This window comes from Phyllobacterium sp. K27 (genome assembly GCF_054796155.1).
In genome coordinates this window covers 3,180,696-3,202,067 of sequence record NZ_CM139240.1, presented here as the reverse complement: position 1 = coordinate 3,202,067, position 21,372 = coordinate 3,180,696, and the positions used below count along the sequence as shown (strand labels likewise).

Here is a 21,372-nt window from a genome sequence, read left to right as displayed (position 1 = left end):
AGGTATTTCTCCAAAAAAGTGACTGCGCGGTCAGTACGCGATGCATACTGTTTACTAAAGTCACTTTTTCGACAACAGATTGTTCATCAAATCCACTGCTTATTCAGGAGCGATCATCCGTTCCGGACGCACAAGACGATCATAGTCCTCTGCTGATACATGCCCGCTTGCGAGTGCTTCTTCCCGCAGCGTGGTGCCATTCTTGTGCGCGGTCTTGGCGATTTTGGCTGCATTGTCATATCCAATGGCAGGAGCCAATGCAGTCACGAGCATGAGCGAGCGTTCGAGCAAGTCCTTTATGCGTACTTCGTCGGCTTCGATGCCTTCAACGCAATTATCGGCGAACGACACCATCGAATCGGCAAGCAGGCGGATAGATTGGAGCACGTTCAGTGCGATAACCGGCTTGAACACATTAAGCTCAAAATGGCCTTGGCTTGCTGCCACAGTCACTGTCGTCTGATTGCCGAAAACCTGAGCTGCAACCATTGTCAACGCTTCCGCTTGAGTTGGGTTGACCTTGCCTGGCATGATTGAGGAGCCGGGCTCGTTTTCAGGTAGCTTCAGCTCACCAAGACCCGAGCGCGGCCCTGAACCAAGGAAGCGGATATCGTTGGCGATCTTGAAAAGATCTGTAGCAAGTGCGTTCAGGCTGCCATGGAAATTCGCTAGTGCACCATGGCTTGCCAGAGCCTCAAATTTGTTTGGCGCGGTCTTGAACGGTAGGCCGGTAATATCCGATACAGCTTCCGCAAAGCCCGAATCGAAGCCGACTGGAGCGTTCAATCCTGTACCAACAGCCGTACCCCCTTGCGCCAGCAGGAAGACGTCAGCCAAGCTCTGTTCAATACGCTTGCGTGCATATTCCAGCGCCGCACGATAGCCGGAAAACTCCTGTCCAAGAGTTACAGGTGTTGCATCCTGTGTATGTGTTCGGCCAATCTTGATGATATCGGCAAACGCTTTTTCCTTCTTGGCAAGCGCCACTGTCAGATGAGTCAGAGCAGGATAGAGACGCTCAGTTGCTTCAACTGCTGTTGCAATATGAATGGCCGTTGGAAACGTGTCGTTTGACGATTGGCTCATATTGACATGATCGTTCGGATGAACAGGTTTCTTTGAGCCTTTCGTTCCACCGAGCATTTCGATTGCACGGTTGGAGATAACCTCGTTGGCGTTCATATTGGACTGGGTTCCAGAGCCCGTCTGCCATACGACGAGGGGGAAGTGTTCGTCGAGCTTGCCTTCGATCACCTCTTCGGCAGCCACGGTAATCGCACGGCCAGTGACTTCATCCAGCTTGCCGAGAGCCATATTGGTTTCTGCCGCCGCGCGCTTTACGATGCCGAGTGCCCGAACCAATGGAATGGGCATACGTTCGCCGCCAATCTTGAAATTGTGCAGGGAACGTTCGGTCTGTGCGCCCCAATATTTGTCGGCAGCTACTTCGATTGGACCAAACGTATCGGTTTCGGTGCGTGTAGAAGTCATCATGTATTTTTCCCGTGACAGTTGGCGCAATGACTACTGCGAAGCGGTCCGGGAGGCAAGTTCCCAGCATGGAATGTTGGTCTGGATTTCGTAAGCTGCTAGGATAAAATCGATTATAACATTACGGGAGTGCGAGCAGTGACAGCACATGAAGCACGAACTCTTCAAATTGCGATTCATCGCGACTGGCAGAATGTCTACCGCTATGCAAGCTTGCCTGAGAATTTGCCAGAGTGGGCCTCAGGGCTGACTTCAGGGCTGCAGAAGTCCGGAAATGAATGGATGGCTGATGGGCCTGCGGGAAAGCTGCGTCTTCGATTTGCGCCTGAAAACGAGTTTGGCGTACTAGACCATTGGGTTACAACTGAAACTGGCGAGAATGTTTATATTCCTCTGCGCGTCGTTGCCAATGGCGATGCATCGGAGGTAATATTCACCTTGTTTCGGTTGCCTGGCATGGATGATGAAAAGTTTGCGGCGGACGCTGCCTGGGTTATGCGCGATTTGCAAAAGTTAAGAGATTTGCTGGAAGCCCAATTGGTGGAGTAATGGGATGAGCGATAAATTCAGGTCAAGACAAACAGATCAACTACATTGAGTTCAACGTCGACGATATTTCGCGTGCGAAGGATTTCTACGGCGCTGCATTCGACTGGACTTTTACCGATTATGGTTCAGCCTATTGCGAGTTTTCGGATGGCAATCTCAAGGGCGGCTTTGCTCACTCAAAGGGCGTTAAAGCTGGCGGGCCCTTGATTGTCCTTTTTGCCGATGATCTTGCGGAAACATTGGAGCGTGTCAAAAAAGCAGGCGGAGAAATTTCAAAAGAGATATTTGAGTTTCCTGGAGGGAAGCGCTTCCATTTTGTTGACCCGGAAGGCTACGAATTGGCGGTCTGGTCGGACAAATAAGGGAGGCGGCTGCATGGACAGCCGCCAAAAGCGTCAGGCGTCGCGTGCGGCTTTCAAAGCGTTACCCCACCAGACAAGCTGATCAAGCTGAGCGCCAGCCGCTTCATTAAGATGCGGGTAGTCGCCAAGTTTCTTTTCACCCTTCACGACCGTCAGATATTCAGGGAAGGAAATATGGACGCCGGTCTTGACCGATGCTGCGCCCATTTCAACGAAAATCAGACGCAGATGTTCAACCGCGCGCGCACCGCCCACGCCGCCATATCCAACGAATGCCACAGGCTTCTGGATGAACTCACCAAGGTCGATTGCATTCTTGAGCACGGCAGTAGGCGCGTGATTATATTCCGCAACAGTGAAAACAAATCCGTCGAATGAGCGTAGCTTCTTCTTCCAGCGTTCAGCAGTTTCTGTTTCTGCTGTTGTACTGCGTTCTTCACCAAAGAAATGCATTGGGTAGTCCAAGAGGTCGACAATCTCAACCTCCACATCATCACGCTGGCCTGCAACATCGGCAATCCATTTGGCAGGAAACTCGGCGAACCGACCAATACGCGTGCTGCCGACGATAACGCCGATTTTCAACTTTACCATTTGTAGGAATCCTTGTCTTGGGGTGGTAACTATTTGTGACCGGAGCTATATAGGTGACTGTTAAAAGTCCTAGCAAGGAGGCACTTTTTTGAAACCGAAGCACTTTGAGGTAACTCCTGCCTGCGGTGCGGTCCACCAAATTCTTTCCCGTGTCGGAGATAAGTGGACTGTGCTCGTCGTTAATTATTTGGGCGCTGGCTCGATGCGCTTCAACGAACTGAAACGCGCGATTGATGGCATTTCCCAAAAGATGCTGACGAGCACCTTGCGTGGTTTGGAGCGCGACGGCTTTGTGACGAGAACAGTGTTTCCGACAATTCCGCCGCGTGTAGATTACGAGCTTACTGATCTTGGACGCGATCTGCTTGTGCCTGTGCGTAGCCTTGCTGATTTCGCTATCCGGAATGAAACGCGTATTGCCAATGCGCGCGCCAGCTTCGATTCCGCGAACAAGGCTTCGCAAGCCACTTCGTCTTTCGCTCAAGCCGCAGAGTAAAACTTGCTCTCATTCGGATAACAAAAAAGGCGGGTCGAAACCCGCCTTTTCCGTATTGGTTGGGATAGGGCTTCTTAGAAGTCCATGCCGCCCATGCCGCCCATTCCGCCGCCTGGCATCTGGGGAGCGCTGCCATTGTCCTTCTTAGGAGCTTCAGCGATCATGGCTTCGGTAGTGACCAGAAGACCTGCAACCGATGCTGCGTCCTGCAGAGCAGTACGAACAACCTTGACCGGATCAACAATACCCATGACGATCAGATCGCCATATTCGCCGTTGGCTGCATTGTAGCCGTAGGTCTCTTTCTTGTTGTCAAGGATCTTGCCAACAACGATGGAAGCTTCATCACCTGCGTTTGTTGCGATCTGGCGAGCCGGAGCCTGCAGAGCACGACGAACGATGTTGATGCCTGCATCCTGATCGGAGTTTATGCCCTTGAGTGTAAGGTTCGCAGAAGCACGCAGAAGAGCAACACCACCGCCAGGAACGATACCTTCTTCAACAGCAGCGCGCGTTGCGTTGAGGGCGTCGTCTACACGGTCCTTCTTTTCCTTGACTTCAACTTCTGTAGCACCGCCAACGCGGATAACTGCAACGCCGCCAGCGAGCTTGGCAAGACGTTCCTGCAGCTTCTCACGGTCGTAATCGGAAGTTGTTTCATCGATCTGCTGCTTGATCTGGCCGACGCGGGCGTTGATTTCGCCCTTCTTGCCATGACCGTCAACAATCGTGGTGGTTTCCTTGGTGATCGACACCTTCTTGGCGCGGCCGAGCATGTCCAGCGTAACGCTTTCGAGCTTGATGCCGAGATCTTCGGAAATAACTTGACCGCCAGTAAGGATAGCGATGTCTTCAAGCATTGCCTTGCGGCGATCGCCGAAGCCAGGAGCCTTGACAGCAGCAATTTTCAGACCGCCACGCAGCTTGTTGACAACGAGCGTAGCAAGAGCTTCGCCTTCTACGTCTTCGGAGATGATGACGAGTGGCTTGGAAGTCTGAACAACAGCTTCGAGAACTGGCAAAAGAGCCTGAAGGTTCGAGAGCTTCTTTTCATGAAGAAGGATGTAAGCGTCTTCGAGATCAGCAACCATCTTTTCAGGGTTGGTGACGAAGTATGGCGACAGGTAGCCGCGGTCGAACTGCATGCCTTCAACGACTTCAAGTTCGGTTTCAGCGGTCTTGGCTTCTTCAACGGTGATTACACCCTCGTTGCCAACCTTCTGCATTGCCTTGGCAATCATTTCACCGATTTCAGTCTCGCCATTGGCAGAGATCGTGCCAACCTGCGCAACTTCTTCCGAAGTCTTGATCTTCTTGGCGCTCTTGCCGAGCTGCTTGACAACTTCTGCAACAGCAAGATCAATGCCGCGCTTCAGATCCATCGGGTTCATGCCGGCAGCAACAGCTTTGCCGCCTTCCTGAACGATTGCCTGAGCAAGAACAGTAGCGGTCGTGGTGCCGTCGCCGGCAATGTCGTTCGTTTTCGAAGCGACTTCACGGACCATCTGTGCGCCCATGTTTTCGAACTTGTCTTCAAGTTCGATTTCCTTGGCAACAGTCACGCCGTCCTTGGTGATGCGCGGAGCGCCGAAGGACTTGTCGATAACAACGTTGCGACCTTTCGGGCCAAGCGTTACCTTGACAGCATCTGCAAGGATGTTAACGCCGCGCAGCATGCGCTCACGCGCGTCGCGGCCGAATTTTACTTCTTTAGAAGCCATTTTATCTCTCCTGGGATTTAACCCGGTTTGATCGAAATATTATTGGGTGACGGTGATTAGCCGAGGATGCCGAGAATGTCGGATTCCTTCATGATCAGCAGGTCTTCGCCGCCGATCTTGACTTCCGTGCCGGACCACTTGCCGAACAGGATGTGGTCGCCTGCCTTGACATCGAGTGGTACGAGCTTGCCAGCTTCGTCACGAGCGCCTGTGCCTACGGAGACGATTTCGCCTTCCTGTGGCTTTTCCTTGGCAGTATCCGGAATGATGATGCCGCCTGCAGTCTTTGCTTCCGATTCAACGCGGCGTACAACGACGCGGTCGTGAAGCGGGCGGAACTTGGTCTTGGCCATGGTTAGAACCCTTGATGTTGGTGTCAAAACGGTTTCGCAAACAGCTGAGCCATTTGCGCTATTAGCACTCGATGGTGGTGAGTGCTAACTGCAGCCGGAGATAGTGGGAGGGGACGAAAGAGTCAAGGGAATTGCCGGTGAAATTTTCATGACAGTCATTTCAAATTCGACACTTTGAAACGATCTGGTGAAGCAGTTTCAATCATCGCTGTCCTCACAAACATGGTGGGCCATATCGACAAGCATGTCGCTGACATGCTTGTCAGCAAGTTCATAAAAAATCTGCTTTGCCTGCCGATTACCGTGTACCAGACGCGCGCCGCGCAACAATCGCAAATGGTGGCTCACCAATGATTGCGACAGATCAAGGCTTGCCGCAATGTCGCCAACAGAGCGCGGAGCCTCCAGGCAGAAGAACAGGATACGCAGGCGTGTCGGGTCGCCAAGCAATTTGAATGTCTCGGCCAGAATGGTCGTATCAAGCTGGGATGGTATTGATACTTTGCTCAATGCTTGTGGTCCTCTTGGCTGTGGTCATGCGCAGCATGTTCATGGTAGCCATGGCCGCTATGATCGTCATCTGCATGATCGTGGCTGTGTTCGCCGGAAGGCTCAGAACCAAGATGGCAACTGCCATGTGCATCGGCGAAATCGATGGCGACCGTTGAGTGCGCGATCTCAAATTTTTTGATCAATTCTGCTTCCACTGCTTTGACAAGTATACGCGGATCGCTGCCCTCTTTGGGCTTCACATGCAAGGTTGCCAGCGCTTTGCCGGATGTAATCATCCAGACATGAACATGGCGTACGCCAGCCAGGTCAGGAATGGTTTTCATCAGATGCTGTTCGATTTCTTCCGGCTTGGCGTTTTCTGGTGCACCTTCAAGCAGAATATGTAGGGAATTGCGCAGGAGTGCCCAAGCGCTGCGAAGGATCAGCAGGCAGACGAACACCGAAAGGATCGGATCAATTGGGGTCCAGCCTGTATAGTAAATAATGATAGCGGCGGTGATGGCGGCGATGGAACCGAGCAGATCACCCAGAACGTGCAAGATCGCGCCCTTGATATTGACGTGATCCTTATCGCCGCGTGTTAAAATCCAGAAGACACCGATATTGACGAGTAGCCCTATCGTTGCGACAATGAACATTGGTCCCGCAAGCACTTCGCCGGGATTTCGAAACCTTTGGAAAGCTTCGATCGCTATCCAGACCAGAATGGCAAACAGTGCAATCGCATTGATAAGACCGGCAATCACTTCAAATCGCAAATACCCGAATGTACGGCGCTCATCCGCCGCGCGTTTGCCAAAACGAAACGCGGCATAGGCGAGCGCGAGGGCGCCTGCGTCCGTCAGCATATGTCCCGCATCGGCAATCAAAGCCAAAGAGCCGGATAAAAGGCCTCCGATCACTTCAACGATCATGAACGTGAATGTGATCAGGAAAGCGACCAGGACTTTGCGCTCATTATCAACCGTTATTTTGGGAGCATGATCATGCGCGTGATCGTGCCCATGCGTGCCGTGGGAATGCGCCATATTAACCTCATTGTGACAACAAACATATCAATATCTATTCATATGTTTGTTGTCAACGTCTTAGCGCAGCTTTTGATTATGATCCCGAGTGACAGTTTTCCTGCAATCAGGTAAGCGATGGTGCAACTCGATAATCGGCACGGAGAAAGATCGGCATGACCGACATGGTACACTTGGCAAGTCTTGACGGCTTGATGGATCGTTATGACGTGCTTCTTTGCGATGTCTGGGGTGTTTTGCACAATGGTGTCGATTCCTTTGCCGCTGCTTCAAAGGCCTTGGTACGTGCCAGAGCGGCAGGTCTGACAGTGATACTGATAACCAACGCCCCACGGCGCTTTGATAGTGTGGCTGCGCAAATTCATGGCTTGGGTGTGCCTGAAAATGCCTATGATCGCATCGTCACATCAGGCGACGTTACACGTGAGCTGATCCGCAATGCGCCGCGCAAGGTCTTTCATCTAGGACCCGAGCGCGATGAGACGCTTTACGAAGGTCTGGATGTCGAGCTTGTGGAAGAGCGGGAAGCCGATGTCGTCGTCTGTACCGGTTACTTTGACGACGAGACGGAAACCCCTGCCGATTATGCTGAAATGCTGACTCGTTTCCGTTCACGCGATCTGCCGTTCATTTGCGCCAATCCCGATATTGTTGTTGAGCGTGGAGATCGCTTGATCTGGTGCGCTGGTGCTCTGGCGCGCGATTATGGCCAGCTTGGTGGCCGCACGCTTATCGCCGGCAAGCCGCATCGCCCAATTTATGAGGCTTCCATTGCCGCGGCTGAGGAAGTGCGTGGCAAGCCTATTGATCTCAGCCGCGTCATAGCGATAGGTGATGGCATGCTGACTGACGTCAAGGGTGCCGATCTGTTTGGCATTGATGTTCTTTATATATCGGGTGGTATTCACGCGGGTGATTATGTTGATGGCGGCATTCACGATGTTGAAAAGCTGCTGGAATTCTTGAAGAAACACGGGAGTAACCCCGTCGCTACCATGCCTGCTCTAGCCTGAGGATAGGTCTATGCCCATTCTGCGCTTGTCGGACCCCTCGCAGCTACCAGCCCACTTGAGAGACGCCGTTGTTGCTATCGGCAATTTTGATGGTGTTCACCGAGGGCATCAAGCGGTTCTCGGGCGCGCTTTGGAAGCAGCCCAAGCTGAGGGAAAGCCATCGCTGGTATTAACGTTCGAGCCCCATCCACGCAGTCTCTTTGTGCCTGATCAACCTGTTGACCGGCTGACGCCTGCTGCTGAAAAGGCCGCTATTCTGGAGGTCTTGGGCTTCGATGCAGTGGTAGAGTGCCCCTTCACGCGCGAATTTTCCCAGCTGACAGCCGATGATTTTGTCGATCAAATTCTAGTTGGCGCACTGAATGCAAGCCGCATCGTCACGGGCTTTGATTTTCATTTTGGCAAGAATCGTCAGGGCGGCCCTGCTTTTCTTATGGAAGCCGGTGAGAAACGCGGTTTTCATGTCACGCTGGTCGATGCTTTCCGTGATGAAGGCGGGCAAGCGGTGTCATCCAGCCGCATTCGCTCGCTGTTCGGGGAAGGGGATGTTGTGGAGGCGGCGGGTCTCCTGGGTTATCGTCATCGTGTCCGCGCAGAGGTGGTTCATGGTAAGCAGCTTGGTCGTACAATCGGTTACCCTACTGCCAATATGGTCTTGCCACCAGAAACCCATTTGAAACACGGTATCTATGCGGTTCGTTTTCGTCGAGCTGATGGAACGCTCTATGATGGCGTTGCGAGTTTCGGTCGCAGACCCACGGTTGACGCCGATGGCGAGCCATTGCTGGAAACATATGTTTTCGATTTTTCCGGCGATCTTTACGGTGAGAACTGCGCCGTGTCGTTCTTTGCATACCTTCGCGGCGAAGAAAAATTCGATGGCCTGGAGTCAATGATGCTGCAGATCAGAAGGGATGAAGAAGAGGCGCGGGGGCTTTTGCAGGGCGTGAAACCGCTCTCGCCACTGGACAACACGATTAATTTTGTCTGAAATGGCAAATCGTTTACCATAAGAATAAATCCAATTTTATCTATCTTTCCATAGCTTGGCCCGGAATTGCCGTCTCCCAAGGCAAATTTCGGAGTGTTAATATGTCTGTTCGTTTGATTGGCGCCCTTGCTGGCGCAGTAATTTTTGCGTCTCCCGCAATGGTTTTGGCCGATGAATATTATAGTGACACTGAAACGACAGCCAGCAGCCCAAGAGGCGATCACTGGTGGTCGGGTGACTGGTATCTGACTCTTGGGGCAAAAGGGTTTGTGGCGCCGCGTTATGACGGCGCAAGCGATTATCGCTTAATGGCCGCTCCGGTTATTTCACTTGGGCGTGCTGGAAAAACCGAGAAGTTCTCGTCGCTGAATGACAATGCCTCTTTGGGTTTTATTGACACTGGGGTGTTCCGCGCCGGTCTGACAGGTAAGCTGGTTTCGGGCCGTGATGATGATGATTCACGTGATTTGAAAGGGCTGCATGATACGGATTGGGGTGTTGAGGTCGGTGGCTTTGCCGAGTTCTATCCAACAGACAATGTTCGTGGCCGTGTTGAAGTGCGTCGCGGTATCGGCGCGCATGACGGTGTTGTCGCAGATTTCGCTGTGGATGCCTTTACGGATATCACGCCAACGGTCCGCATATCCGCTGGTCCTCGTGCGACAGTAGCGACCAAGGATTATTTCCGTGAATATTACGGCGTCAATCCGGCAGAGTCTGCTGCCTCGGGGCTTAAGGAGTACAGACCAGGAGGGGGCCTGAAATCGCTCGGCATTGGCGGCCAGATTACCTGGAAGACCACCGACAAGATTACTACCAGTGCCTATGCAGAGTATAATCGTTTGATGGGGCCTGCTGCTGATTCTAGTCTTGTCAAAGAGCGTGGGTCAGCCAATCAGGCAACGTTCGGATTGCAGGCAACCTACCGTTTCGACTTCTCCCTGTAGCTGGTGTAGCAGATGCAAACGAAGTTTATTGTATCTGCCCCTTTATTCTCGCGAGCGTGATTGCTAAAAGCGCGGTCATGAAAACCGTTTGCGGGGCTTTTCCCAAGTCCGTACCAATTCAGATACGAATTACTGGCCCGGCCTTCACCTGAACCTGAAGCTATATGTGCTTCGTGGTGTTGAAGGTCCGGGCGGCGCCTTTGCGCCTTTTAAGATTTCTTCAAATCCTTGCTTGCAGCGATAACGCGCGGGCCTAAGAAAAAGCCAAAAACAATGAACGATATGTCCAAGCCAATCGACTATTCGAAAACCCTTTATCTGCCACAGACGGACTTTCCGATGCGCGCCGGCCTTCCGGCCAAAGAGCCGGAATTCGTCCAGCGCTGGCAGAATATGGACCTGTACCGGAAGCTGCGCGAGGATGGCAAAGATCGCCCGCTTTATGTGCTTCATGACGGTCCTCCCTATGCCAATGGCAATATCCATATCGGCCATGCGCTGAACAAGATTCTCAAGGACGTCATCACGCGCTCATTCCAGATGCGCGGCTATAATTCCAACTATGTGCCGGGCTGGGATTGCCACGGCCTGCCAATCGAATGGAAAATCGAGGAGCAGTACCGCGCCAAGGGCAAAGATAAGGATCAGGTGCCAATCAACGAATTCCGCAAGGAATGCCGCGAATTTGCTGCCAATTGGATCAAGGTCCAATCTGCCGAGTTCAAGCGGCTTGGTATCGAGGGTGATTTCGAGAATCCCTATACGACGATGGCTTTCCGTGCGGAAAGCCGCATTGCTGGAGAGCTTTTGAAGTTCGCCATGTCCGATCAGCTTTATCGCGGCTCCAAGCCTGTCATGTGGTCGGTCGTTGAGCGCACCGCTTTGGCCGAGGCTGAAGTCGAATATGCGGACGTTGAAAGCGACACGATCTGGGCGAAATTTCCTGTAAACATTGATGTACTTGAAAAAAATTTGAAAGATAATCCAAGTATTGTCGATAAATTTCGGGGTGCGTACGTTGTGATCTGGACCACCACTCCTTGGACAATTCCTGGAAATCGTGCTGTAAATTACTCGCCGCGTGTGACCTACAGCATTTTTGAGGTTACTGAAGCGGAGAATAGTTTTGGCCCGCAGCCGGGTGAGAGGCTAATAATCGCCGATAAATTAAAAGGTGATTGCGAGTCAAAGGCAAAAATAAAGCTGGAACGATCTCTTGTGCTAGGACCGGAATCTGCATTGTTCCGTATGCTTGTTCTCTCCCACCCATTCAAGGGGTTTGGCGGCGGCTATGAATTTGTGGTGCCGATGCTTGCGGGCGATCATGTGACTGATGATGCGGGAACTGGTTTCGTCCATACGGCCCCCGGCCATGGCCGGGAGGATTTTGACGCTTGGATGGATGCGCGCAGTGATCTTGAAGCACGCGGGATTTCTACTGCAATCCCGTTCACTGTTGATGATGCGGGTTACTACACCAAGGATGCGCCGGGTTTTGGCCCGGACCGTGAAGGAGGAGCCGCGCGGGTCATCGACGATAACGGCAAAAAGGGCGATGCCAACAAGGCTGTTATCGAAGAACTGATCAATCGCGGCATGTTGTTTGCGCGTGGCCGTATCAAGCACTCTTATCCGCACTCGTGGCGCTCAAAAAAGCCCGTCATTTTCCGCAATACGCCGCAATGGTTTGTCTATATGGACAAAGATCTTGGCGATCAGACGACATTGCGCTCGCGTGCGCTTGCCGCCATCGACGAAACCCGTTTCGTCCCTGCTGGTGGACAAAATCGCTTGCGCGCGATGATTGAGGATCGCCCCGATTGGGTGCTTTCGCGCCAACGCGCCTGGGGGGTGCCTATCTGCGTTTTTGCCGATGAGGACGGCAATGTCTTGAAAGATGATGCGGTCAACGCGCGTGTCCTTGAGGCGTTCGAGCAGGAAGGTGCAGATGCCTGGTTCGCCGAAGGTGCCCGTGAGCGGTTCCTTGGCGAAAAAGCCAGTGAGCCCTGGACTCAGGTGCGCGACATTCTCGACGTCTGGTTTGATTCAGGCTCGACGCATGTCTTTACACTTGAGGATCGCCCTGATCTGAAATGGCCAGCCGATGTTTATCTCGAAGGCTCCGACCAGCATCGCGGCTGGTTCCATTCATCCCTGCTTGAAAGCTGCGGCACGCGTGGCCGCGCGCCATATAATACGCTCGTCACCCATGGCTTCACCATGGATGAAGAGGGGCGTAAAATGTCGAAGTCGCTCGGCAACACTGTCACGCCGCAAGATGTAATCAAAGATTCCGGAGCAGATATTCTCCGCCTTTGGGTCATGACCACCGATTATTGGGAAGATCAGCGTCTGGGCAAGAATATCATCCAGACGAATATCGACTCCTATCGCAAGCTGCGTAACACGATCCGCTGGATGCTCGGTACTTTGGCCCATGATGAGGGTGATGAAGTCGCCTATGCGGACATGCCAGAGCTTGAACAGTTGATGCTGCATCGTCTGGCTGAGCTCGATGAGCTTGTGCGCTCGGGTTATGATGCATTTGAGTTCAAGCGGATCACGCGCGCCTTGATTGATTTCCTCAATGTGGAATTGTCAGCGTTCTATTTCGATATCCGCAAGGATGCCCTCTATTGCGATGCGCCTTCCAGCATCAAGCGGAAGGCAGCACTCCAAGTCGTCAGGCATCTATTTGACCGAATCGTGACATGGTTGGCTCCAATGCTGCCTTTCACAACGGAGGAAGCATGGCTTGATCTTCACAAAGATGCGGTCTCGGTCCATCTCGAACAATTCAGGGACACGCCTGAAGAATGGAAGAATGGGGCGCTGGCCGCAAAGTGGCGCAAGGTGCGCGATGTACGCCGTGTCGTCACAGGCGCGCTGGAATTGGAACGCGCCAAGAAGACCTTGGGCTCATCGCTTGAGGCTGCACCGGTGGTTTTCATCAATGATGCTGAATTGTTTGCGGCAGTGAAGGGCCTTGATATGGCCGAGATCTGCATTACCAGTGACATAACAATCAGGGATGGAGTCGCAAGCGGCGATGCCTTCGTTGTTGACGATGTTAAAGGGGTGGCAGTCATATCGGAACGGGCAAGCGGCACAAAATGTGCGCGGTCATGGCGATACACGCATGATGTTGGGTCAGACCCCGCTTATCCAGATGTTTCAGCACGGGATGCGGCAGCGCTGCATGAACTGGCAAAACTTGGAAAACTTGATGCCTGAATAAAAACTGCGGGTTATCCTTTGAGATAATCCGCAGTTTTATGAACAAAAAGAGCCTCGACTTGCTTAATGCTATAGGCCTCATGTAAAAGGCTTGCCATTGAGTTGCCTGAATTTAGAGGCAGGGCATAGATCAAGCATATTTTTTGGCGGGCAACAGTGCTCAGACTTGGGTGGAAGTGGCGAGTATGAATTTGAACGGACGCATCACGATTGTAAGTGCATTGTTTGTTTCTCTGGCAATAGCTGGCTGCACCACCTCGCCCACCTATGGCACTGACAAGACATCGGGTGAGCAATTGCTTGACGACGTTTCAAATATTGCTTCGTTCAGTAAAAAGAAAAATACCATCGCTTATAACCCCAGACCAGAACTTGTCCGTCCAGCGGCAGGCTCTTCTGCCAACGCGCAGCTACCGCAGCCACAGGGCAATGTTGTGGCTGAAAATAAAGCGAATTGGCCAGAATCGCCCGAGCAACGTCGCAAACGCATTCGTGACAATGCGACTGCAAACCAGAACAATCCAAATTTTGTTCCGGAGGTTGAGAACGATATTCCAGCTGCCTCCAAATCATCAAAATGGGAAGAGTACGGTGTTTACAATGATAAAGCGCCTAAGGTCGTGCCCGCCGGAGCTGGACAAACTGATAAAAGCAGCGAATTCCGCGCACGCAAGCTTGCCTCAACGGCCGGTTCGCCCACCACGCGCAGATATTTGAGCGAACCACCGCTGGAATATAGGGCACCCGCACCGACTGCGGCCACGGACGACCTTGGCAAGGATGAAGTCAAGAAAGAACGCGAGCGCAAGGCTGCAGCCCGGAAAGATAAGGGCTTCAGCTTCAAAAACCTGATTCCCTGGAACTGATGATCTGTCCCTGCCGACTGTAAGGGCGACATTGTGAAGGGTGGCCTGCAAAACGCTGTAGCAAAAATTTGGAACTGAATTATTTGCGTTCCGTTGTTACAGCTCAAAGCTAGAGCAAGTTTTGTTTATATAGAGTCATTCTGCCGGAGGGAATTCGCGGACAAGATCGAGGGATTTAGCGAGGGCGATGTTTATCCATCGGACGAGACTGAAGCCCGATGGAGTTGGCCCGAATTCACCCGGCCTTTTAGGTTTCCGGCTGACGGCCAACCACTTTGTCAGGCAGCTTCGTCCGATGGAACCACATCGACCTCGCCACCTTCCGCGTGGATTGTCTCGTCATCCGAGAAACAGAATTGGCTCTATATAAACAAAATTTGCTCTAAATCTTCAGGTCGGCGAGGGGTTTTCCCAATTGTTCATTTTGAAATTGATCGGACGAATTACTCTCGTCCTCATTTCGGTTCTGGTTTTTATATGGGGCGGTTTCGCCCTTTGGTATCAACTTCCCCTTGGCGTTCTTGGGACGATCGGTTGTCTTATAGTCTGGACAGCAATTGCCTTTTCTGTGCTTTGGCTGGAAATAAAAGGACGATCGTTTCGAGCATTGATCGTTCTTGTGCCGGTACTGCTTGGACTGTTTTATTGGTGGAGCACGATTACACCCTCGCTCACGCGCATTTGGGCTGATGATGTTGCGCAGACGGTCACCGGGACTTTAACTGGCAATCAGGTCATCCTGTCGAATGTGCGCAACTTCGACTGGAGAACACGGGAGGATTTTACGCCCCGTTGGGAACTACGCTCATACAATATGGAAGATCTTGCATCGGTCGATGTTTTCCTTTCCTATTGGTCCAACCCCGCCATTGCGCATACGCTTGTCAGTTTTGGCTTTAATAATGGCGAGCATGTTGTTTTTTCTGCCGAAATCCGAAAAGAACGACACGAGACATTTTCCGAGATTGGCGGCTTTTTCAAAGAGTTTGAGCTGGCGATGATCGCAGCCGATGAACGCGATATTGTTCGATTGCGCACCAATATACGCAAGGAAGACGTGTATCGCTATCGCATCCATATGAAGCCGGAGATGCGTCAGGCATTGTTCCTGTCATATGTCGACAACGCCAATCGTCTGGCGGAAAAAGCCAGCTTTTACAATACTGTGACTGCAAACTGCACCACGGTCATATTCGATATGATTCGTGCTATCACGCCAGATATTCCGGTTGATTATCGTGTCGTTTTCTCCGGTTATCTGCCAAGCTATCTTTACGATCTTGGCGCGATAGACAATCAGAAGCCCTTGAAAGAAGTTGAGGAGAGGGCCTTGATCAATCAACGCGCAATAAATGCAGACACGTCACCGGATTTTTCGGCAAGAATACGCAGTGAGAATTAGAGCCGCTTTGCCTTGAAAAACTCTTTCAGCAGAGCTTCAGACTCGGCTTCGCCAAACCCAGAGTAAATTTCTGGGGCGTGATGGCAGGTTGGTTGGGAGAAGAAGCGTGCCCCGTTTTCTACGCCGCCACCTTTTATATCCTGTGCGCCATAATAAAGCCGGCGAATTCGGGCAAAGGAGATTGCGGCGGCACACATTGTGCAAGGCTCAAGTGTGACATAGAGATCACATCCAGGTAGCCGTTCATCCCCAAAGGTCTGGCAGGCTTCGCGGATCACCACAATTTCGGCGTGAGCGGTCGGGTCATTGAGTTCGCGGGTCCGGTTGCCAGCTGCCGAAACAATTGTTCCGTTTTTGACCAAGACAGCGCCAATTGGTACCTCTCCTCGGGCCGCAGCTGCGTGCGCTTGCGCCAAAGCGATGCTCATAGGATCAGTTTTTTGGTTCACAGGCGGCTCATTATCCAGAATTTACTCGCAAGCACACTCCATAGCTGGTAGTGAGCCCTGCTGAAAGGCAAACATTCCATGACAAGCTCAAATGATGACGGCAAGGGCGGCAAACGCCCCTTTGAAAAGCGCAGTTTCGACAAGCGCGGCAACGATGGTCCCAAGGGCCCCCGCAAGTTCGACGGCGCTGCTCCGGCAAAGCGCGGTTTTGAAGCGCGTAAAGAAGAAGCGTTGCCCGAAGGGGGCGAGCGTATAGCCAAGCGTTTGGCGCGTGCGGGAATTGCATCCCGCCGTGAGGCTGAAACGATGATTGCGGCGGGGCGTGTTTCCGTCAATGGCAAGCGTCTTGCCAGTCCAGCAATTAATGTCATGCGTAGTGATCGCATCGAAGTTGATGGGAAACCATTGCCTGAAAAAGAACGGACACGCTTGTGGCTTTACCATAAGCCGGCTGGTCTGGTGACGACCAATCGCGACCCTGAAGGACGGCAGACGGTTTTTGAGTCCCTGCCAAAAGACATGCCGCGCGTTTTGTCCGTAGGTCGCCTTGATATTAATACCGAAGGCCTGCTTCTCCTTACCAATGATGGCGGTCTGTCGCGTGCTCTGGAATTGCCATCGACCGGTTGGCTTCGCCGCTATCGCGTTCGGGCTCACGGCAGCATCACGCAGGAAAAGCTTGATACATTGAAAGACGGCATTGCTGTTGATGGCGTCTTCTATGGTGCAATTGAGGCTCATCTGGAACGTGAGCAAGGTTCAAACGTCTGGATCATGATGGGGCTTCGTGAAGGCAAGAACCGCGAAGTCAAGAATGTTCTGGGCGCGCTTGGTCTTTCGGTCAATCGCCTCATTCGTATTTCCTATGGTCCATTCCAGTTGAGCGATTTGCCGGAAGGGTCAGTTCGTGAAATGAATGGCCGCACGCTTCGCGACCAGCTGGGCGAGCGTCTGATTGAAGAGTCAGGCGCCGACTTCGATGCGCCGATCATCAATGTGTTTTCAAACGATGCCGTTAAGGGCGAGGCTGTTCAGCAGCCAGCCGAACGTCCGACTCCCGCACGCCGCTCGGAGTGGATTTCCAGTGCGCCCGTAGAAAAAAAGCGTGCGCCGCGCAAATCCAAGGATGAACAGCGCGAAGAAAATCTTTCGCGCTGGACGACCGATCGCACAGACAGACCAGCCACGCCGAAAACGGGCCGTGATGAACGGCCTGCGCGCGGATCACGCGATGAGCGCCCAGCCCGTCCGGCCCGTGACAGCGATCAAAAGCCGCGTGGCATTAGCTCGAAAGCGGATAGGGAACGTAAGGAAGATGAGGCCATGGCGCCGCGCAGTTCGCGCTCAGCGAATGTGTGGATGGCTCCAGGTGCCCGTCCCATGGGCAAGGCGAGGGCAAAAGCAGTCGAATCGCGTGAGGCAAGAAACCGCTCGGAAAGCGCGCGCCCCGAGAGACAGAAGCGGTTTGGCGAAGGCACTGACCGGCCAGCGCGGGCCTCTGGTGACCGTCCTGCCTCGGATCGTCCCCGCGAAGATCGGGAAAGGTCGGGGCCTCGCTCGACAGGTAGTTATTCTGGCGATAAACCGCGCAGCTATTCTCCGCGTCCACCACGTGAAGGCGGCGATAATGCTGAACGGCCAAAGCGTTCATTCGGTTCGGATCGTCCAGCAGGTTCCCGCAATGCTCCGCGTCCCCCTCGGGTCGGTAAACGCGAGCGCGCGGAACTGAAGGAACGTGAAGCACGCGGCGATGCACCAGCACAGGGTGACCGTCCAAATCGCTCCGAACGCCCCTATGGTGCCAGCGGCAAGCCAACGCGCGCGCCCGGCAGACAGGATGGCCGGAGCGGCGACCGCCCCTATGGCGGTCCCAAGGCGTCACCTCGTGGTGCACCGCGCAGCGGCCCTGGTGGCCCAAGCAGGCCGCCACGTGGCGGAAGGCCTAAAGGCTAAGGCTCGACATGCGGATTGTTGGCGGGAAATTTCGCGGACGCGGCTTGGCTACACCTGATACAAACGCGATCCGGCCGACAACGGACCGGACGCGTGAGAGCCTTTTCAATGTATTGGCGCATAACTACCCGGAGAAGTTCGATTCCACACGTGTGCTCGACCTTTTTGCGGGCACGGGCGCCTTGGGCTTGGAGGCTATGTCACGCGGCGCACGCTATGGAATCTTCATTGAAGAATCCGCGCAGGGGCGAGGTTTGATTCGCACGAATATCGAAGCGTTCGGACTCAACGGAAACACCAAAGTGTTTAGTCGAGATGCGACCAAGCTCGGCGATGCTGGCAATGTCGAGCCCTTTGATCTGGTCTTTGCTGATCCGCCCTATGGCAAGGGTTTGGGCGAGCGGGCATTCAAGGCCGCTCTTGATGGTGGTTGGCTGAAGCCCGACTCTCTCCTGATTCTTGAAGAAGAAGCTGACGCTGCCATTGCATTCGACGCAAGGTTCGAAATCATCGAAGAGCGTCCTTATGGCGGAACAATCATAAGGCTTGTCACATTGAAGTCGTAATAGCTTGGGAAGTCGTAAGTCCATCATTGCAGCGTCTGCAAAACAGAATTGGATTGATCTGAATGCTTCTTGCTCAAGGCCGCACTGTGGCGGCATTTGTCTTGGCGGGCGTCGTTTTCGCCTCGTTTTCAACTCTTCCAGTGCGAGCGGAAACAAAAACTGCAACATTTATTGCAGCTAACGCCTCGATTAAGAATAATGTCAGCTCGTTTCATCTCGCAAATGGGCTGGAAGTCGTCGTTATTCCTGACCATCGCGCGCCCGTCGTCACGAATATGCTGTGGTATCACGTTGGATCTGCGGACGAAGAGCCCGGCAAATCCGGCATTGCACACTTCTTCGAACATTTGATGTTCAAGGCGACAAAAACCTATCCGGCCGGTGAATTTTCGCGCAAAGTCTCCGAGATTGGCGGTCAGGAAAACGCTTTCACCTCATATGACTATACAGCCTTCTATCAGCAGCTTGATCCGCAGGCGCTCGAAATGGCAATGACCTATGAAGCGGACAGGATGGAGAATCTCATCCTGAATGATGAAGTCGTTAAAACGGAGCGTGATGTTGTTCTGGAAGAGCGTCGGTCGCGGGTTGATAGCAATCCGTCTGCGCTGCTTTCAGAGGAAGTAAATGCCACGCTTTATCAGAACCATCCTTACCGTATGCCGGTCATCGGCTGGCTGCATGAAATGGAAAAGCTTAACCTGACGGACGCTTTGGCCTTCTATCAAAAGTACTACACGCCAAATAATGCGACGCTGGTTGTCTCCGGCGATGTTGACAGCGCCACAGTTAAAGCTCTCGCGGAGAAGACCTATGGCAAGGTGCCGCGCCGTGCGGAACCCGGCAAGCGCGAGCGTCCGCAGGAGCCTGAACAGAATAGCAAACGCACCGTTTCACTGGCTGACCCGCGTGTTTCCCAACCCAGCTTCCAGAAGATGTGGCTTGCCGCGTCCTATACCAATGCAAAGCCCGGTGAAGCAGAGGCACTTGATTTGCTGAGCGAAATTCTTGGCGGCTCTTCGCGCAGCCGCATCTACCAGACATTGGTCGTTAAGGATGGTTCCGCTGCAAGTGCCGGTGCCTACTATCAGGGCTCATCGCTCGATGATGGCAGTTTTGGCGTTTATGGGTCGCCCCGTGGCGATGCGACATTGAAAGACGTTGAGAATGGTATTGATGCGCAGGTTGCCCGGATTATCAAGGATGGTGTAACCGAAGACGAATTGGAAAAAGCCAGAAACCGCTTTTTAAAAAGCGTTATTTTCGCCCGAGACAGTCAAACGGGTATGGCTCGCATTTATGGCTCGACGCTTTCAACAGGTCAGACCATTAAAGATATTGAAGAATGGCCTGATCGCATCAATGCAGTGAAAGTGCAGGATATTCAGGATGTGGCCAAGCGCTATCTTGTCGATAGCCGCTCAGTCACAAGTTATCTGATGCCGGAAGCGGGGACGCCCGATAAAAAAACTGAAAATCAGACGCAAAATGCGGGCGAAGGTGAAACGCCAGCGCAGGGAGTTGTCCAATGACTGCATCAATCATGAAGCGGGTTGCCGCTGCGCTTGTGCTCGCTGTCGTTACCATGGCTCCCGCATATGCTGTAGAGATCAAGGAAGTCGTATCTCCAAAAGGCATTCGGGCATGGCTGGTCCAGGACGATTTCGTCCCGCTTATCTCCATACGCTTCTCTTTCAAAGGCGGTTCTGCGCAAGACCCGTCAGGTAAGGAAGGGATTGCCAACTTGATGACCGGTCTTTTCGATGAGGGCGCAGGTGATCTCGATTCGGAGGCATTCCAGCAACAGCTTGATGATGTCGGCGCTGAAATGAGTTTCAGCGCTGATGATGACGCGATCTCTGGCACAGTACGTATGCTTTCAGACAAGCGGGATGCTGCTATCGATCTACTTGCGCTCGCAGTCAATAAACCACGCTTCGATCAAGCCCCTATTGACCGTATTCGTCAGCAGGTGGTTGCTCGAATAAAGGCATCCGAGCGCGATCCCAACACCATCGCAGGGCGCAAATTTGCCAAAGCGCTCTACGGGAAGCATCCCTATGGCCGCCAATCGGAAGGTAAAGTGGAGACATTGAGCACGATCACGCATGATGATCTTGCCACTTTCCATGGACGTAATTTTGCCAAAAATAACCTGATTGTTGCAGCGGTTGGCTCGATCAGCCCTGAGGATTTAGCTCCTTTGCTGGACAAGGTATTTGGCGATCTGCCTGAAAAAGCGCAGCTCGAGCCTGTCGAAGACGCGAAGCTGAACTTCGACCAAACGACGCGCGTCGATTATGTCTTGCCGCAAACTTCGATTTCTATGGTTTATCCGGGCGTTCGCCGTCAGGATCCGGACTTCTTCCCCGTATTCATTATGAACCATATCCTCGGTGGTGGTACGTTCTCATCGCGTATCTACAATGAAGTCCGAGAGAAGCGCGGCCTTGCCTATTCTGCTGGTTCGACCTTGGCAACCAAGGATCATATGTCAGCGCTGATAATCTCGACAGCAACGCGTGCGGATCGCTCCAATGAGACCTTGCAAATCCTGAAAGATGAAGTTGCACGCATGGCCAAGGATGGGCCAACCGAGGCTGAACTCGTCGAGGCGAAGAAATATCTGGTGGGTTCCTATGCTGTAAACAACCTGGACTCGTCATCCGCTGTGGCCAGCACTCTCGTCGGCTTGCAGGATCAAAAACTTGGTCGTGATTATATCGACAAACGTGCCGACCTTATAAACTCCGTGACGTTGGAGCAGGTTAAGGCAGCGGCGCAGAAGCTGCTTTTGACCAGTCCTGCCGTATTGATTGTCGGGCCGCCCCAATCCTGAAC

Annotated in this window: 20 protein-coding genes; 13 read left to right on the top strand and 7 right to left on the bottom strand. The window is 52.9% G+C overall.

Annotated elements, in window-relative coordinates:
* Nucleotides 1-99: 99 nt before the first annotated feature.
* A complete protein-coding gene (gene fumC, locus ACYJL1_RS15835; protein ID WP_460898076.1) occupies nucleotides 100-1,491 on the bottom strand; it encodes a class II fumarate hydratase in 1,392 nt (463 codons plus the stop codon).
* 138 nt (nucleotides 1,492-1,629) lie between these two features.
* On the opposite strand from fumC, the gene ACYJL1_RS15830 reads away from it, so the two are divergent.
* Nucleotides 1,630-2,040, top strand: coding sequence for an SRPBCC family protein (locus tag ACYJL1_RS15830; protein WP_460896265.1), 411 nt, complete (start codon nucleotides 1,630-1,632; stop codon nucleotides 2,038-2,040).
* Nucleotides 2,041-2,051: 11 nt separating this feature from the next.
* Nucleotides 2,052-2,402: a VOC family protein gene (locus tag ACYJL1_RS15825; protein WP_460898075.1), complete on the top strand. Its 351-nt coding sequence runs from the start codon at nucleotides 2,052-2,054 to the stop codon at nucleotides 2,400-2,402.
* 33 nt (nucleotides 2,403-2,435) lie between these two features.
* Here the strand turns inward: ACYJL1_RS15825 and ACYJL1_RS15820 are convergent, their stop codons facing one another.
* A complete protein-coding gene (locus tag ACYJL1_RS15820; protein WP_460896264.1) occupies nucleotides 2,436-2,996 on the bottom strand; it encodes an NADPH-dependent FMN reductase in 561 nt (186 codons plus the stop codon).
* 88 nt (nucleotides 2,997-3,084) lie between these two features.
* Between ACYJL1_RS15820 and ACYJL1_RS15815 the strand changes: the two genes are divergently transcribed.
* Entirely contained in the window at nucleotides 3,085-3,492 is a 408-nt protein-coding gene (locus ACYJL1_RS15815; protein ID WP_460896263.1) for a winged helix-turn-helix transcriptional regulator, read from the top strand.
* Between the two features lie 74 nt (nucleotides 3,493-3,566).
* Here ACYJL1_RS15815 and groL read toward each other — a convergent pair whose 3' ends face one another.
* The 4 genes from groL to ACYJL1_RS15795 form a co-directional block, all read right to left on the bottom strand.
* Nucleotides 3,567-5,213, bottom strand: coding sequence for a chaperonin GroEL (gene groL, locus ACYJL1_RS15810; RefSeq protein WP_460896262.1), 1,647 nt, complete (start codon nucleotides 5,211-5,213; stop codon nucleotides 3,567-3,569).
* 56 nt (nucleotides 5,214-5,269) lie between these two features.
* Nucleotides 5,270-5,566, bottom strand: a complete 297-nt coding sequence (gene groES, locus ACYJL1_RS15805) for a co-chaperone GroES (RefSeq protein ID WP_348600623.1) — start codon at nucleotides 5,564-5,566, stop codon at nucleotides 5,270-5,272.
* A gap of 198 nt (nucleotides 5,567-5,764) precedes the next feature.
* The gene (locus ACYJL1_RS15800; protein WP_460896261.1) at nucleotides 5,765-6,076 is read right to left on the bottom strand and encodes an ArsR/SmtB family transcription factor; all 312 of its coding nucleotides are present in this window, start codon (nucleotides 6,074-6,076) and stop codon (nucleotides 5,765-5,767) included.
* Nucleotides 6,073-7,107, bottom strand: coding sequence for a cation diffusion facilitator family transporter (locus ACYJL1_RS15795; RefSeq protein ID WP_460896260.1), 1,035 nt, complete (start codon nucleotides 7,105-7,107; stop codon nucleotides 6,073-6,075). Before ACYJL1_RS15795 ends, ACYJL1_RS15800 begins: the two co-directional genes overlap by 4 nt.
* A 164-nt stretch (nucleotides 7,108-7,271) precedes the next feature.
* Between ACYJL1_RS15795 and ACYJL1_RS15790 the strand changes: the two genes are divergently transcribed.
* The 6 genes from ACYJL1_RS15790 to ACYJL1_RS15765 all read left to right on the top strand — a co-directional run bounded on the left by ACYJL1_RS15790 (nucleotide 7,272) and on the right by ACYJL1_RS15765 (nucleotide 15,563).
* Entirely contained in the window at nucleotides 7,272-8,120 is an 849-nt protein-coding gene (locus ACYJL1_RS15790) for a TIGR01459 family HAD-type hydrolase (RefSeq protein ID WP_460898074.1), read from the top strand.
* A 10-nt stretch (nucleotides 8,121-8,130) separates the two neighbouring features.
* Nucleotides 8,131-9,111, top strand: a complete 981-nt coding sequence (locus tag ACYJL1_RS15785) for a bifunctional riboflavin kinase/FAD synthetase (RefSeq protein ID WP_460896259.1) — start codon at nucleotides 8,131-8,133, stop codon at nucleotides 9,109-9,111.
* A 101-nt stretch (nucleotides 9,112-9,212) separates the two neighbouring features.
* Nucleotides 9,213-10,058 (top strand): MipA/OmpV family protein, encoded by an 846-nt coding sequence (locus ACYJL1_RS15780; RefSeq protein WP_460896258.1) that lies wholly within the window; start codon nucleotides 9,213-9,215, stop codon nucleotides 10,056-10,058.
* A 273-nt stretch (nucleotides 10,059-10,331) separates the two neighbouring features.
* Nucleotides 10,332-13,292, top strand: coding sequence for an isoleucine--tRNA ligase (gene ileS, locus ACYJL1_RS15775; RefSeq protein ID WP_460896257.1), 2,961 nt, complete (start codon nucleotides 10,332-10,334; stop codon nucleotides 13,290-13,292).
* Nucleotides 13,293-13,480: 188 nt separating this feature from the next.
* Nucleotides 13,481-14,161 (top strand): hypothetical protein, encoded by a 681-nt coding sequence (locus ACYJL1_RS15770; protein WP_460896256.1) that lies wholly within the window; start codon nucleotides 13,481-13,483, stop codon nucleotides 14,159-14,161.
* Between the two features lie 415 nt (nucleotides 14,162-14,576).
* Nucleotides 14,577-15,563 carry an Lnb N-terminal periplasmic domain-containing protein gene (locus tag ACYJL1_RS15765; protein ID WP_460896255.1) on the top strand — a complete coding sequence of 329 codons (987 nt, stop codon included), beginning with the start codon at nucleotides 14,577-14,579 and terminating at the stop codon, nucleotides 15,561-15,563.
* On the opposite strand, the gene ACYJL1_RS15760 is transcribed toward ACYJL1_RS15765, so the two are convergent.
* Nucleotides 15,560-15,991 (bottom strand): nucleoside deaminase, encoded by a 432-nt coding sequence (locus ACYJL1_RS15760; protein ID WP_460898073.1) that lies wholly within the window; start codon nucleotides 15,989-15,991, stop codon nucleotides 15,560-15,562. The two genes, ACYJL1_RS15765 and ACYJL1_RS15760, sit on opposite strands and share 4 nt — an antisense overlap.
* Before the next feature lie 99 nt (nucleotides 15,992-16,090).
* Between ACYJL1_RS15760 and ACYJL1_RS15755 the strand changes: the two genes are divergently transcribed.
* From ACYJL1_RS15755 to ACYJL1_RS15740, 4 genes are all read left to right on the top strand, one after another.
* Nucleotides 16,091-17,965: a pseudouridine synthase gene (locus ACYJL1_RS15755; protein ID WP_460896254.1), complete on the top strand. Its 1,875-nt coding sequence runs from the start codon at nucleotides 16,091-16,093 to the stop codon at nucleotides 17,963-17,965.
* An 8-nt stretch (nucleotides 17,966-17,973) separates the two neighbouring features.
* On the top strand, nucleotides 17,974-18,531 hold the full coding sequence (rsmD, locus tag ACYJL1_RS15750) for a 16S rRNA (guanine(966)-N(2))-methyltransferase RsmD (RefSeq protein ID WP_460896253.1): 558 nt from the start codon (nucleotides 17,974-17,976) through the stop codon (nucleotides 18,529-18,531).
* 62 nt (nucleotides 18,532-18,593) lie between these two features.
* On the top strand, nucleotides 18,594-20,063 hold the full coding sequence (locus ACYJL1_RS15745; protein WP_460896252.1) for a M16 family metallopeptidase: 1,470 nt from the start codon (nucleotides 18,594-18,596) through the stop codon (nucleotides 20,061-20,063).
* Nucleotides 20,060-21,370, top strand: coding sequence for a M16 family metallopeptidase (locus tag ACYJL1_RS15740; protein ID WP_460896251.1), 1,311 nt, complete (start codon nucleotides 20,060-20,062; stop codon nucleotides 21,368-21,370). The genes ACYJL1_RS15745 and ACYJL1_RS15740 overlap by 4 nt, the downstream gene beginning before the upstream one ends.
* Nucleotides 21,371-21,372 lie beyond the last annotated feature (2 nt).